At 38.1% G+C, this 15,414-nt stretch carries 11 protein-coding genes; all 11 read left to right on the top strand.

All coding sequences use genetic code 11. From position 1 onward, the window contains the following. Positions 1 to 8 precede the first annotated feature (8 nt). The 11 genes from ilvC to yihA all read left to right on the top strand — a co-directional run bounded on the left by ilvC (position 9) and on the right by yihA (position 15,290). Entirely contained in the window at positions 9 to 1,037 is a 1,029-nt protein-coding gene (gene ilvC, locus V7097_RS08580) for a ketol-acid reductoisomerase (protein WP_335703186.1), read from the top strand. Continuing rightward, a complete protein-coding gene (locus V7097_RS08575) occupies positions 1,024 to 2,568 on the top strand; it encodes a 2-isopropylmalate synthase (protein ID WP_335703185.1) in 1,545 nt (514 codons plus the stop codon). The genes ilvC and V7097_RS08575 overlap by 14 nt, the downstream gene beginning before the upstream one ends. Positions 2,569 to 2,621: 53 nt before the next feature. Then, complete coding sequence (gene leuB / locus V7097_RS08570; protein ID WP_335703184.1) at positions 2,622 to 3,734, top strand: 3-isopropylmalate dehydrogenase; 1,113 nt, start codon at positions 2,622 to 2,624, stop codon at positions 3,732 to 3,734. Between the two features lie 90 nt (positions 3,735 to 3,824). Beyond that, complete coding sequence (gene leuC, locus V7097_RS08565) at positions 3,825 to 5,252, top strand: 3-isopropylmalate dehydratase large subunit (protein WP_335703183.1); 1,428 nt, start codon at positions 3,825 to 3,827, stop codon at positions 5,250 to 5,252. Positions 5,253 to 5,254: 2 nt separating this feature from the next. After that, positions 5,255 to 5,842 (top strand): 3-isopropylmalate dehydratase small subunit, encoded by a 588-nt coding sequence (gene leuD, locus V7097_RS08560; protein ID WP_335703182.1) that lies wholly within the window; start codon positions 5,255 to 5,257, stop codon positions 5,840 to 5,842. Positions 5,843 to 5,974: 132 nt separating this feature from the next. Next, the gene (locus V7097_RS08555; RefSeq protein WP_335703181.1) at positions 5,975 to 7,003 is read left to right on the top strand and encodes a tetratricopeptide repeat protein; all 1,029 of its coding nucleotides are present in this window, start codon (positions 5,975 to 5,977) and stop codon (positions 7,001 to 7,003) included. A 205-nt stretch (positions 7,004 to 7,208) separates the two neighbouring features. Then, positions 7,209 to 8,495 carry a trigger factor gene (tig, locus tag V7097_RS08550; protein WP_335703180.1) on the top strand — a complete coding sequence of 429 codons (1,287 nt, stop codon included), beginning with the start codon at positions 7,209 to 7,211 and terminating at the stop codon, positions 8,493 to 8,495. Positions 8,496 to 8,851: 356 nt separating this feature from the next. Next, a complete protein-coding gene (gene clpX, locus V7097_RS08545; protein WP_335703179.1) occupies positions 8,852 to 10,114 on the top strand; it encodes an ATP-dependent protease ATP-binding subunit ClpX in 1,263 nt (420 codons plus the stop codon). Positions 10,115 to 10,417: 303 nt separating this feature from the next. Next, positions 10,418 to 12,097 (top strand): ATP-dependent protease LonB, encoded by a 1,680-nt coding sequence (gene lonB, locus V7097_RS08540; protein ID WP_335703178.1) that lies wholly within the window; start codon positions 10,418 to 10,420, stop codon positions 12,095 to 12,097. A 287-nt stretch (positions 12,098 to 12,384) separates the two neighbouring features. After that, positions 12,385 to 14,709 carry an endopeptidase La gene (lon, locus tag V7097_RS08535; protein ID WP_335703177.1) on the top strand — a complete coding sequence of 775 codons (2,325 nt, stop codon included), beginning with the start codon at positions 12,385 to 12,387 and terminating at the stop codon, positions 14,707 to 14,709. Then, positions 14,706 to 15,290, top strand: coding sequence for a ribosome biogenesis GTP-binding protein YihA/YsxC (gene yihA, locus V7097_RS08530; RefSeq protein WP_335703176.1), 585 nt, complete (start codon positions 14,706 to 14,708; stop codon positions 15,288 to 15,290). The genes lon and yihA overlap by 4 nt, the downstream gene beginning before the upstream one ends. Positions 15,291 to 15,414 lie beyond the last annotated feature (124 nt).

Genomic DNA, 15,414 nt, shown 5'->3' with positions numbered 1-15,414 from the left:
GATTTTAAATGACAAAGGTATATTATAACGGAGATGTAAATGATTTTGCTTTACAAAATAAGAAGGTTGCAATCATTGGTTATGGTTCACAAGGTCATGCACATGCACAAAACTTACGTGAGAGTGGCATCGATGTAATTGTTGGTCTACGTCAAGGAAAGTCTTTTGAACAAGCGAAAAATGATGGCCTTCCAGTATATTCAGTTCGTGAAGCAGTTGAGCAAGCAGATATTGTAATGGTTTTACTTCCGGATGAAAATCAACCAAAGGTTTATAAAGAAGAAATTGAGCCCGGATTAAAGCCAGGAAATGCATTAGTATTCGCACATGGTTTTAACATTCACTTTAGCCAAATTGTACCTCCAAGCTTTGTAGATGTATTCCTTGTAGCTCCAAAAGGACCAGGACATCTAGTACGTCGCACTTATACTGAGGGTGCAGGAGTTCCAGCATTATTTGCGATTGAGCAGGACGTAACTGGAAATGCAAAAGAAGTAGCACTTGCATATGCAAAAGGTATTGGAGCAGCTAGAGCGGGTGTCCTTGAAACTACATTTAAAGAAGAAACTGAAACAGATCTATTCGGTGAGCAAGCAGTTTTATGTGGTGGTACTACTGCATTAGTTAAAGCAGGATTCGAAACATTAGTAGAAGCTGGATACCAACCAGAAGTTGCATACTTTGAGTGTTTACATGAATTAAAACTAATCGTTGATTTAATGTATGAAGATGGTTTAGCGGGAATGAGATATTCTATCTCTGACACAGCTCAGTGGGGAGATTTCGTAACTGGACCACGTATTGTTACTGACAGTGTAAAAGCAGAAATGAAAGAAGTATTAAAAGATATTCAAACAGGTAAGTTTGCAAAAGGATGGATTCTTGAAAATCAAGCAAATCGTCCAGAATTCAATGCAATTAATAAGATTGAAGCTGAACACCAAATTGAAGTAGTAGGTAAGAAACTTCGTGCAATGATGCCGTTTGTTAAGCAAAGACAAGCGAAAGAAGTGGTGGGTGCCCGTGCGGAAAATTAATATTTTTGACACTACATTAAGAGATGGAGAGCAGTCTGCTGGAGTTAACTTAAACTTACACGAAAAACTTGAAATAGCAAAGCAGCTGGAACGACTCGATGTAGATGTTATGGAGGCCGGATTCCCAGCTGCCTCTGAAGGTGATTTTCAGTCAGTGAAACAAATTGCTGAAACCATCAAAAATGTTTCTGTAACGGGATTAGCAAGAGCAGTAAAAAGCGATATCGATGCTGCTTGGGAGGCATTAAAGGGTGGAGCGGAGCCTCGTCTCCACACCTTTATTGCTACATCCCCAATCCATATGAAATATAAGCTTAAGCAGACGCCAGAGCAAGTTATTCAATCTGCAGTTGAAAGTGTAAAATATGCATCAAAATACTTCCCAATCATCCAATGGTCTGCAGAGGACGCGAGCCGAAGTGATTTAGACTTCTTAGCAAAAATCATAAAAGAAGTTATTGATGCAGGAGCAAACGTTATTAATCTACCAGATACAGTAGGTTACGGCGCTCCTGAAGAATATGGAAAAATGTTTACTTATTTACTAAATAACGTGCCGAATATTGATAAGGTTATCCTTTCTACTCATTGTCATGATGATCTTGGAATGGCTGTTTCCAATTCATTGTCAGCCGTTGAGCATGGTGCTTTACAGGTAGAAGGAACGATTAATGGAATTGGTGAAAGAGCAGGTAATGCTTCGCTTGAAGAAGTGGCTGTTGCTTTGCATATTCGTCAAGATTTCTACCAAGCAAACACACGATTAAAATTAGATGAAATCAAACGTACAAGTGATTTAGTTAGTAAATTAACTGGTATGATTGTTCCCCCAAACAAAGCTGTAATCGGAAAAAATGCTTTTGCACATGAATCAGGTATTCACCAAGATGGTGTGTTAAAGGAAAAAACGACGTATGAAATCATCACTCCGGAATTAGTTGGGGTTAAATCTAATTCAATGGTACTTGGAAAGCATTCTGGTAGACACGCATTCCGCAATCGTATTTTCGAATTAGGATACTCATTAGATGATGGGGAAGTTAACCGCGTATTTAAACTATTTAAAGATTTAGCTGATAAAAAGAAAGAAATCACTGATGATGATTTAGTGACATTATTAGTAGATGAAAAAGTGGCAAATGTAGAGGATATGTATCAATTGACTTCAATGCAAGTGCAATACGGTACAAACCAAATCCCTACTGCAACTATTACCTTAACAGACCGCGAAGGCAAACAAATCCAAGAGGCTGCAACAGGATCGGGTAGTGTTGAAGCGTTATATAACACGCTTGAGCGTTGCTTTGGTATTTCTATTACTCTGGATGATTACCGAATCCAATCTGTTGGCGCAGGGCGTGATGCACTTGCTGAAGTTTTTGTTAAAGTAAGACACAACAATGCAGAAAGCAGTGGTAGAGGTTCAGCACAAGACGTGTTAGAAGCTTCTGCAAGAGCGTATGTTAATGCAGTAAATAGACTTCTAGCAGTTGAAAAGAATAAGAAATTACTTGAAAAAGTTGGAGTATAAGAACTAAAAACTACTATTTTCAGTGTGGAAGGAAATTACGAGGAGGAGTCATAATGAAGAAAAGTATTGCCGTACTTCGTGGAGATGGCGTAGGTAAAGAAGTAACTAAAGGGGCAATCGAAGTGTTGAAAGCTGTTGCCGACCATTACAATCATGAGTTTACATTTCAACACGCTTTAATAGGTGGTGTAGCTATAGACACTGAAGGCACTCCTCTTCCAGCGGAAACACTGGAAGTATGTAAACGAAGTGATGCAGTATTACTAGGGGCGGTTGGAGGTCCTAAATGGGATAGTAATCCTCCACATTTACGCCCTGAAAAAGGATTGTTACAAATCCGAAAAGAGTTGAATTTATACGCCAATGTAAGACCTGTTACTTGTTTTAATAGCTTGTTAGATGCGTCTCCACTTAAACAAGAAGTTATCGAAAATGCTGACTTTGTCATTGTTAGGGAGCTTACTGGAGGACTTTACTTCGGAAAGCCAAGTGGAAGAAGATTAGAGGATGGCGAGGAAGCTGCAGTTGACACGCTAACCTATAAGCGTTCTGAAATGAAGCGTATCATTGAGAAAGCATTTGAAATGGCTATGACAAGAAAGAAAAAAGTAACTTCTGTTGACAAAGCAAATGTATTAGAGACTAGCAGAATGTGGCGTGAGGTTGCTGAAGAAGTAGCTGTATCTTATCCAGATGTAACGTTAGAGCATATGCTTGTGGATAACGCTGCGATGCAGCTTATTCGAAATCCTAGACAATTTGATGTGATCGTAACTGAAAATATGTTTGGGGATATTTTAAGTGATGAAGCATCTATGCTAACAGGATCTCTCGGGATGCTTCCTTCAGCGAGTTTATCTACAGATGGACCTAGTTTATATGAACCAATCCACGGTTCCGCACCAGATATAGCTGGTAAGGATATTGCGAATCCAATGGCAACTATATTATCGGCAGCAATGCTTTTGCGTTTATCATTTGGATTAGAAGAAGAAGCAAAAGCTGTAGAAAAAGCGGTTGATGAAGTATTAGCAGCTGGATACCGGACTGGAGATATTGCCGGGTCACAACAAAGAGCAATTTCAACAACTGAAATGGTGGAAAAAATTAAAGAGGCCTTAGTTGAGGACGGGGCGATTTCTAATATTATGTCTGCTTATGCATGAGACGTCTTGCAAAGCAAGACCTACTAGATAGCTCGGTTTATACCGAGCTTGTCTTTTATAAAAAAGTGAAAAAGGAGGATGAAAATACTAATGGCACCGAAAACAATCATTGAAAAAATATGGGATCAACATGTTATCAATCATGAAGAGGGGAAACCAAGTCTGCTCTACATTGACCTACATCTAGTCCATGAAGTAACTTCTCCGCAAGCCTTTGAAGGATTACGTTTGAAAAATAGAAAAGTTAGAAGACCTGATTTAACTTTTGCTACAATGGATCATAACGTTCCGACAACAAGTGACCGCTTCCAAACAAAGGACGAAATTGCTGCAAAACAAATGAACGCATTAGAAAAAAACTGTAAGGAATTTAATGTTCCTCTTGCTGATCTTTACAGCCCTGAACAAGGGATTGTTCACGTTATTGGACCTGAACTTGGTTTGACACAACCAGGAAAAACGATTGTGTGTGGAGATAGTCATACATCTACCCATGGTGCATTTGGAGCTTTAGCGTTTGGAATTGGGACAAGTGAGGTTGAACATGTTCTTGCAACTCAAACATTATGGCAACAAAAGCCTAAAACCATGCAGGTAAATGTAGTTGGAACTCTATCATCGGGTGTTTATGCAAAGGATGTTATTTTATCGATTATCCGCAAATTTGGGATTGATTTTGGAACAGGACATGTCATTGAATATAGTGGTGAAGCGATTCGAAACATGTCAATGGAAGAAAGAATGACTATTTGTAACATGTCCATTGAAGGTGGAGCAAAAGCTGGTTTAATTAGTCCAGATGAAACAACATTCTCATACTTAAAAGGAAGAAAGCATAGCCCTGCTGGAGCTGAGTTTGATGTGGCTGTTGAAGGTTGGAAGCAGCTTGCAACTGATGAAGGTGCAGTTTTCGATACTGTTTTAGAAATTCATGCGGATGAAATTTTACCAACAGTTACATGGGGCACAAATCCATCTATGAGTGTAACAATTGACGATACAGTTCCATTCCCAGAGGATTTCAAAAAGGAAGTTGACAGAAAATCTGCTGAGCGTGCCTATGAATATATGGAACTTGCTCCAGGAACACCAATTAACGAAATTGAAGTTCAGCATGTTTTTATTGGCTCTTGCACAAACTCACGAATTGGAGATTTACGTGAAGCGGCAGACATTATTCGAGGACAAAAAGTATCTTCTAAAGTACGTGCTTTAGTCGTTCCAGGCTCACAACAAGTTAAGCTACAAGCAGAAAAAGAAGGTCTTGCAGATGTATTCCGTGAAGCAGGCTTTGAATGGCGCGATGCTGGATGTAGCATGTGTTTAAGTATGAACCCTGACGTAGTACCTGCTGGTGAAAGATGTGCATCTACATCTAATCGTAACTTTGAAGGTCGACAAGGGAAGGGAGCTCGTACACACTTGGTGAGTCCTGCAATGGCAGCTGCTGCAGCGATTTATGGAAGATTCGTAGATGTAAGGGAAATTCAAAAAGTAGCAACTGGAGAGGAGGCATAATCATGGAACCATTTATCACACATACTGGTAAAGTTGCTGGAATGGATCGAAACAATGTCGATACAGACCAAATTATTCCAAAGCAATTTTTAAAGAGTATTGAAAGAACTGGGTTTGGGAAATATGCCTTTTTCGATTGGCGCTTTGAAGCTGATGGAAGCCTAAATCCAAATTTTGAATTAAATCGTAAAGAAAACGAAGGTGTCTCCATTCTGGTTGTGAATGAAAACTTTGGGTGTGGCTCTTCACGTGAGCATGCACCATGGGCATTACAAGACTATGGATTTAAAGCAATTCTTGCTCCTTCTTTTGCCGATATTTTCTATAATAACTGCTTAAAGAACGGAATGGTTCCAATCGTTTTAGAAAAGAGTGTAATTGAGTATTTTTTAAAGGAAGCAAATGATGCTAATTTTGAATGTACCATTTCTTTAGAGGAACAAACAATTATCGACTCAAAAGGATTTAAAACAGAATTCTCAATTGATTCGCATTGGAAGGAAATGTTGATTAATGGTTGGGATGAGATTGATAAAACACTAGCCTATGAGCAACAAATAAAGGAACACGAACTTAAAACTGCGAACTAAACTTATAGACAAAGTCATTCTCGACTTTGTCTATTTTTTTGCATCTATCGGAACACCCTATTGTATTCTCTTTTTTTCATTGGTAAACTTATAACTCAAGTAGAAAAACGAGTTTGGGGTTGGAAAAACTCTATGGATAAACAGCCAAAAGGTAAGAATCAGGATAAAATTATTCCTTTTCCTAAGCTTAAAGAAAGATTGATGGAAAAAGGACATGAAGCTTTAACGAATAAAAAATTTAATGAGGCTCTAACATTTTTGAAACAAGCCAAGGAGCTTGAAATAGGTAACCATGAAATAGAGCTAGGTATTGTAATTTGTCTTTTTGAGTTGGGAGAATTAGAGCAAGCAAAAGAGAATTGTTTAGTGATGTTAAAAGAGGATGTCGGGGATTATTTTCACGTCCTGCAAATTTATGTGACAATCCTTATCCAACTCGGACAATATGATGAAGTCAAAACAACAATTGAGGCGGTGCTTGACGAAGATGCAATTCCTCCTGGGTATTTGGACAATCTATCTCAGTTGCTTGAGCTAAGTAAACGAATGCTTGTTACAGATGGGGTGGAACAAGAATCTGAATACTCAAATGAGGATATAAAGGAACAGCTTCAAAACGTCTTATATAATGAAGGGATTGTTGGAAATCAATTAGCCATAATTCAATCCTTGAAGGAACTCAATATACGAAAATACCTTGATGTTCTCGTGCCGTTTTTAACTATACCTGAGAAACATCCAGTTGTAAAAACAATCCTTATCCAGTTGCTTGTTACAAATCAGGTAGACCTTGAGGTAGAGGTAGAGAAATTTGGTGAGACAATAAAGATAAACCCTTTAATGCTTGTCGACCCATCAATGTCTCCTTTTACAATACAGGTTCTATCAATTTTAGACGAGCAATTGCAAAATGAGAATCCTACCCTTTACGAAACAGCAAAAGAAATTTGGCTTCAGCATCTTTTTGTTCTCTATCCATTCACATTGGAGAAGGAGGAGCCTTCCATGTATGCAGCTGCTCTACATTTATATAGTGCTGAATTACATGGAATAGAGATCGAGAATCAAACACTTGAGCAAATGTATGGTGTAGGTTTGTTTGAACTAAAACACACCCTTGAAAACATAGAAAAGGTAGAGCGTTTTTCTTATATTGAATAAAAAAGTAGCAACTCGACATTTTATAATATAGATTAGTTGGGTAAACTTTCTAACAATATAATCATATTCTATATGTTGAAAGGTGCCTATTCTATGTTATAATATAATGGTTGTAAAATGCTAGGTTACCTACATATGGTAATAGTTATCAAATTTACATATCGGAAAAAATAGTTAGTAAATAGATAGTTGGAGGGAAAGAATTATGTCCGCAAAGTGGGAAAAATTAGAAGGAAACCAAGGTGTCTTAACTATTGAAGTTGACGCTGAAACATTTAACCAAGGACTTGACGATGCATTCAAAAAGGTAGTTAAGCAAGTGAACGTACCTGGATTCCGTAAAGGTAAAATGCCTCGTGGAATGTTCGAAAAGCGTTTTGGAGTTGAATCACTATACCAAGATGCATTAGATATTATTCTTCCAGATGCATATGAAAATGCAATTAAAGAAACTGGAATTGAGCCAGTTGACCGTCCAGAAGTTGACGTTGAGCAAATTGAAAAAGGTAAAAACGTTATTTTCACTGCAAAAGTAACTATTAAACCAGAAGTTAAACTTGGCGACTACAAAGGTCTAGAAGTGGAAAAACTTGATGATACAGTAACTGACGAAGATGTTGATGCAGAAATCAAGCAATTACAAGAGCGCAATGCAGAGCTTGTTGTTAAAGAAGAAGGTTCTGTAGAAGATGGCGACACTGTTGTAATTGATTTCGAAGGCTTCGTTGATGGAGAAGCATTCGAAGGTGGAAAAGCTGAAAACTATTCATTAGATATTGGTTCAGGTTCATTCATCCCAGGTTTCGAAGAGCAATTAGTTGGTGTTGCAGCTGGAGCTGAAAAAGATGTGGAAGTTACATTCCCAGAAGAGTACCATGCTGAAAATTTAGCAGGTAAGCCAGCAACATTTAAAGTAAAAGTTCACGAAATCAAAGGAAAAGAACTTCCTGAATTAGATGATGAGTTTGCAAAAGATGTAGACGATGAAGTGGAAACATTAGAAGAACTAAAAGCTAAAACAAGAACTCGTTTAGAAGAAACTAAAAAGAATGATGCTGTAAATAGCCTTAAAGATACTTTAATCGAAAAAGCATCTGAAAATGCAGAAATCGATATTCCAGAGGCGATGATTAATACTGAATTAGACCGCATGCTTCGTGAATTCGAACAGCGTTTACAAATGCAAGGTATGAATCTTGATCTTTACTTCCAATTCTCAGGTCAAGATGAAAATGCATTACGTGAACAAATGAAAGAAGATGCTGGCAAACGCGTTCGTGTTAACTTAACACTTGAAGCAATTGCAAAAGCTGAGAACATCGAGGTTACTGAAGAAGAAATTAATGCAGAACTTGAAAGCATGTCAAGCATGTACGGAGTTTCTACTGATGAGATTAAGCAAATGCTTGGTGGCTTAGATGGAGTAACTGAAGATTTAAAAATAAGAAAAGCAATCGATTTTCTTGTAGAAAATAGCAAAAGTGTTGCATAATATTAAATAAGGGAATATCAAGGCGCGATATGATCGTGCCTTGTTTTATACCCAAAACACGGAAGTAGTACATACAATAAGTATTTGGTAGTAGTTTTATTCTAACGAATATGGGAACAATTAAAAGGAGGGCGAACTTTACACGTTTTACTAGGCGTTTTCCAATCAAACATACTTACATAAGAAACATGAGCGTAATTATTACCAATCTAAAGAAGAAATATGGTACAATGTGCAATACATAACTAATAAGTAATTTCGAACTGATGGTATGGGGCCTAGGTTCAAACAAGACTGCCTAATTAAATAGAAATTTGGCTCATTGCAGAGAGAAGAAACAAATAAGGGGTGACATGATGTTTAAATTTAACGATGAAAAAGGGCAACTTAAATGTTCTTTTTGTGGAAAAACGCAAGATCAGGTTCGTAAGTTAGTTGCAGGACCTGGCGTTTATATATGCGATGAATGTATCGAGCTATGTACTGAAATCGTTGAAGAGGAACTAGGTACAGAAGAAGAAGTTGAATTTAAAGATGTACCGAAACCAAAAGAAATAAGAGAAATTCTAGATGAATATGTAATTGGTCAAGACTCAGCAAAGAAATCTTTAGCTGTTGCTGTGTATAACCACTATAAGCGTATCAATTCAAACAGCAAAATTGATGATGTTGAATTGTCTAAGAGTAATATTTGTATGATTGGGCCAACTGGAAGTGGTAAAACATTACTCGCTCAAACCTTGGCGCGTATTTTAAATGTGCCATTTGCCATTGCTGATGCAACCTCATTAACTGAGGCTGGATATGTTGGAGAAGATGTAGAAAACATTCTTTTAAAGCTAATCCAAGCAGCTGATTATGATGTAGAGAAAGCAGAAAAAGGCATCATTTATATCGATGAAATTGATAAAGTAGCACGTAAATCGGAAAACCCTTCTATCACAAGAGATGTTTCTGGTGAAGGTGTGCAGCAAGCTCTTTTAAAAATTCTTGAAGGAACTGTTGCAAGTGTGCCTCCACAAGGTGGAAGAAAGCATCCACATCAAGAGTTTATTCAAATTGATACGACAAACGTCTTATTTATTTGTGGTGGAGCGTTTGATGGAATTGAACAAATCATTAAGCGTCGTCTTGGTAAAAAGGTAATTGGATTTGGTTCAAATGTGGTTGAAGAAGAATTAGACCAAAAATCTTTACTTTCAAAATCATTACCAGAAGATTTATTAAAATTTGGATTAATTCCTGAATTTATTGGACGTCTTCCAGTTATCGCAAGCCTCGAGCCTCTTGATGAGGATGCGCTAGTTGAAATTTTAACAAAGCCTAAAAATGCCCTAGTGAAGCAGTATCAAAAAATGCTTGAGTTAGATGAAGTTGAGTTAGATTTCGAAGAGGATGCCCTTATAGAAATTGCGAAAAAAGCAATTGAGCGTAAAACAGGAGCACGTGGATTACGCTCCATTATCGAAGCAATCATGCTTGATGTAATGTTCGATCTTCCATCAAGAGACGATATTAAAAAATGTATCATTACAGCGGAAACAGTTTCCAAAAATACATCGCCAAAACTTCTTTTGGACGATGGAACAATTGTTGAGAATACAGAAATCTCCGCATAACACGAAAATCCCGAGGTCAGATGACCTCGGGATTTTTTATGTTTACTAACGTCGATTGAGAAGGAATAACGCCGTTAGAATCGATTTATCGTCGATAGAACTGGATTATCGACGATAGAATCAAAATAACGCCGATAGAACCAAATTATCGCCGATATACCCTATCAAGACCCAATCTGGGCCCTACAATCACCCAAATTATTCAATTCGTCCATTCAAAAATCCATCGAAAATGGTTTATTCCACCTATACTCAGGAGATAATAACTGATAGTAGTCTATCTTTGCGAGCAGGAGGAATAATATGAGTTGGACAGGTATAGTTTTATTCGTACAGCTATTCTTTGGAGTAATCATCGGGCTTTATTTTTGGAATCTCCTTAAAAACCAGCGAACTCAAAAGGTATCTATAGATAAAGAGTCTAGAAAAGAAATGGAGCAACTTCGGAAAATGAGATCCATTTCCTTAACAGAACCTCTAGCTGAGCGAGTACGACCAACTAGTTTTTCAGATATCGTTGGCCAAGAAGATGGCATTAAGTCATTAAAGGCCGCACTATGTGGACCAAATCCCCAACATGTCATCATTTATGGACCACCTGGAGTAGGGAAAACAGCAGCGGCTCGACTAGTGATGGAGGAAGCAAAACGAAATGCAAAGTCACCATTTAAGCAGTCAGCTGTTTTTGTAGAACTAGATGCAACAACTGCAAGATTTGATGAGCGTGGAATTGCCGACCCTTTAATTGGCTCTGTTCATGATCCAATTTATCAGGGTGCAGGTGCAATGGGGCAAGCAGGTATTCCGCAGCCAAAGCCTGGTGCGGTAACACATGCACATGGCGGGGTACTGTTCATTGATGAAATAGGTGAGCTTCATCCGATTCAAATGAATAAAATGCTTAAAGTGTTAGAGGATCGCAAGGTGTTTCTAGAAAGTGCTTATTACAGTGAGGAAAATACGCAAATTCCTACACATATACATGATATTTTTAAAAATGGATTACCAGCTGATTTTCGGATGATTGGTGCAACAACGAGAACACCAAATGAACTACCGCCTGCCATTCGTTCACGTTGTCTTGAGGTGTTTTTCCGTGAATTGGATCAGGATGAATTAGCAATTGTAACTAGAAAGGCGCTTGATAAAGTAGGTATGCAAGCAACGGAGAAAGGAATATCGACACTTGCATCCTATGCACGCAATGGACGTGAAGTCGTCAACATGGTTCAAATCGCAGCGGGTATCGCAATTTCAGAGGATCGTGATTTTATTAAGGATGAAGATATTGAATGGGTGCTTCATTCCAGCCAGTTAACACCACGCTATGATAAAAAGATTTATCCAAGTGCAAGAGTCGGACTTGTAAACGGCTTAGCGGTTTATGGACCGAATACCGGGGCGCTGTTAGAAATTGAGGTAACTGTCATTCCTGCCAAAGATAAAGGAACGATTAACATAACGGGTATTGTGGAAGAAGAAAGTATTGGAGACCGTGGAAAATCAGTTCGAAGAAAAAGTATGGCAAAGGGCTCGATTGAAAATGTGATTACAGTACTTCGTTCAATGGGTGTGCCAGCACATGATTATGATATTCATGTAAACTTCCCAGGCGGAATTCCAATTGATGGACCATCTGCTGGGATTGCGATGGCCACAGGTATTTATTCAGCTATTCATAAGTTCCCTGTTGATCATAAGGTTGCAATGACAGGGGAAATCAGCATTCATGGGAATGTAAAACCGATCGGTGGAGTGGTACCGAAAATAAAGGCAGCTAAACTAGCCGGAGCAGAAAAGGTCATCATTCCAGAAGAGAATATGCAATCCATCTTAATGGAAATTGAAGGGATAGAAATTATTCCAGTTACAAACCTTGAAGAGGTATTTGAAATCGCAATCGAAACACCTGAACGCCAAAAGAAGTCCAAGCAATCCATTATTCCGGCCTCAACAAACTATTCAAAAACTGAGTCAGTTTAACTTTATTCAGCCGAGTCTCTGCTGAATAAAGTTAAAGCTTCCGGCTGAGACATGCGATTTTCAAAGGAAACTTTTCGGGCTTACCCGAAAAAAATCTGGACGCAAATACGCAAATACACCAAGGCGCATTTGATAATTTAGAAAGACTTCGACATACTAATAAAGAGCGTCGAAGTCTTTTTTTGTTTCTGTTTTCTAAAAGAAAAATTCGCTAAAATAGACACTAGCTTTCAAATAAGATAAAATTTACATTTAAGAACTATATACGATTTTGAGGTGTTTTGACAATGACAAGAAAAAAAGAAATCATTGTTCCTCTTTTACCACTTCGCGGATTGCTTGTGTATCCAACAATGGTTTTGCATCTAGATGTTGGCCGTGACAAATCTGTGCAAGCATTGGAAAAAGCAATGGTAGAAGACCATATCATTTTTTTAACTACCCAAAAAGATGTGGCAATTGACGATCCGACAAAGGATGATATTTATAACATAGGAACATTAACCCAAGTAAAACAAATGCTTAAGCTTCCAAATGGCACAATACGAGTACTAGTTGAAGGACTTTACCGTGCGGAAATAAAAGAAGTCTATGACAATGACAGCTTTTATTCAGTGAAAGTAAAAACATTTGAAGAAGACGAGACAAAGGATGTCGAAGCAGAAGCACTCATGCGGATGATGCTTGAGTATTTCGAACAATACATAAAGCTTTCTAAGAAAATCTCAACCGAAACATACACTTCTGTAACGGATATTGAAGAACCAGGAAGAATGGCAGATATCATTGCCTCTCATATTCCTCTTAAACTTCAAGAAAAGCAGGAAATTCTTGAAACGATTGATGTTCGTGAGAGAATGAATAAAGTGATTACCATCATTAATAATGAAAAAGAAGTCTTAAGTCTCGAAAAGAAAATTGGCCAACGTGTTAAGCGTTCAATGGAAAGAACTCAAAAAGAATACTATCTTCGAGAACAAATGAAGGCAATCCAAAAGGAATTAGGGGATAAAGAAGGTAAAACAGGCGAAGTATCCTCACTCAAAGAAAAAATTGAAGCAGCAGGAATGCCCGAGCATATAAAGGAAGTCGCATTAAAGGAACTAGACCGTTATGAAAAAATTCCGCAAACATCTGCAGAAAGTGCAGTAATACGGAATTATATTGAATGGCTTTTAGCATTGCCATGGACAAATGCAACGGAAGATCGTCTAGATATTCATCGTGCGGAAGAAATACTAGAGAAAGACCATTTTGGACTTGATAAGGTCAAAGAAAGAGTCCTTGAATACTTAGCAGTTCAACAGCTGACAAATTCCTTGAAGGGACCTATTCTCTGTTTAGCAGGACCTCCTGGGGTCGGTAAAACATCTTTAGCTAAATCAGTAGCAAAATCACTTGGACGAAATTTCGTGCGAATTTCGCTTGGCGGAGTTCGTGATGAATCTGAAATTAGAGGACATCGTAGAACTTATGTCGGGGCAATGCCTGGTCGAATTATCCAAGGGATGAAAAAAGCAGGCACAATCAATCCGGTCTTTTTATTAGATGAAATTGATAAAATGTCAAATGACTTCAGAGGAGATCCTTCATCAGCTATGCTTGAAGTATTGGATCCTGAGCAAAACTTTAATTTCAGTGACCATTTTATTGAAGAGCCTTATGATTTATCAAAGGTTATGTTTATTGCGACAGCGAATAATTTGGCTACTATTCCTGGTCCACTTCGAGATCGCATGGAAATTATTACAATCGCAGGTTACACTGAGCTTGAAAAGGTTCATATTGCTAAGGATCATTTATTACCAAAACAGCTTGAAGAGCATGGATTAACAAAAGGAAAATTACAAATTCGTGAGGATGCCCTGCTAAACATAATTCGCTATTACACGAGGGAAGCAGGGGTTCGTGGACTTGAACGTCAAATTGCGAAAATCTGTCGTAAGGTTGCTAAAATTATTGTGTCCGGTGAAAGAAAACGCATTGTCATAACGGATAAGAATGTTGTTGAATTTTTAGGCAAGCAGGTATTTCGCTATGGTCAAGCAGAAATCGAAGATCAAGTGGGTGTAGCTACTGGGCTAGCCTATACAGTATTCGGTGGAGATACACTTTCAATCGAGGTTTCCTTAGCACCAGGGAAAGGAAAGCTTGTTCTTACTGGAAAGCTTGGGGATGTTATGAAGGAATCTGCTCAAGCAGCATTTAGTTTTATTCGATCTAAAGCAGAAGAGTTAAAGATTGATCCAGATTTTAATGAGAAAAATGATATCCATATTCACGTTCCAGAAGGTGCTGTTCCTAAGGATGGACCTTCGGCGGGTATTACAATCGCAACTGCACTTATTTCGGCTTTAACCGGAAGAGCTGTTCGCAAGGAAGTAGGAATGACTGGTGAGATTACATTAAGAGGACGTGTTCTACCAATTGGTGGATTGAAGGAAAAATCACTAAGTGCACATCGTGCTGGGTTAACGAAAATCCTATTTCCAAAGGAAAACGAAAAGGATCTAGAGGATATACCTGAAAGTGTGAGGGAAGATGTGGAATTTGTTCCGGTTTCCCATTTAGATGAAGTCCTAAAACATGCGTTAATCGAGGAGAAAAAATGAAAGTAACAAGTTCAGAAATCGTTATAAGTGCCGTTAGACCAGAACAATATCCTGAAGGAGATTTACCTGAATTTGCGATGGCAGGGCGTTCGAATGTTGGAAAATCATCGTTTATCAATAAAATGCTCAATCGTAAAGCATTAGCTCGTACATCGTCAAAGCCAGGTAAAACACAAACCTTAAACTTTTTCCTAATAAATGAATTACTGTATTTTGTGGATGTTCCAGGCTATGGATATGCTAAGGTGTCTAAAAAAGAAAGAGAAGCATGGGGGAAAATGATTGAGACGTATTTAACAACGCGTGAACCACTAAAAGCGGTTGTTCTCATCGTTGATTTACGTCACTCACCAACTAGTGATGATGTTCTCATGTATGATTTTGCAAAGCATTACGAAATACCAGTTGTTGTGATTGCGACAAAGGCAGATAAAATTCCAAAAGGAAAATGGGATAAACATCTGAAGGTGGTTCGTGAAACATTGGACCTTGACCCAAATGACCATCTCATCAAATTTTCATCAGAAACGGGTTTAGGGAAAGATGAAGCCTGGGCCGTTTTACAATCGTATATGAAATAAAAAAACAGCTAAAGCGCCTGCTTTAGCTGTTTTTTTAATGAACTACTTTGCGAATCTTTAGAGAATATGGTGAAGCAGGGTGATTTAAGGGTAATTTTACCGATTAGGTTATAAGTAAGGGTTT

Source organism: Bacillus sp. JJ1562, from assembly GCF_036962705.1.
Classification (GTDB): Bacteria; Bacillota; Bacilli; order Bacillales; family Bacillaceae_L; genus Ferdinandcohnia.
The sequence above is the reverse complement of the archived record's forward strand: the minus strand, read 5'-3'. Positions and strand labels throughout refer to the sequence as shown.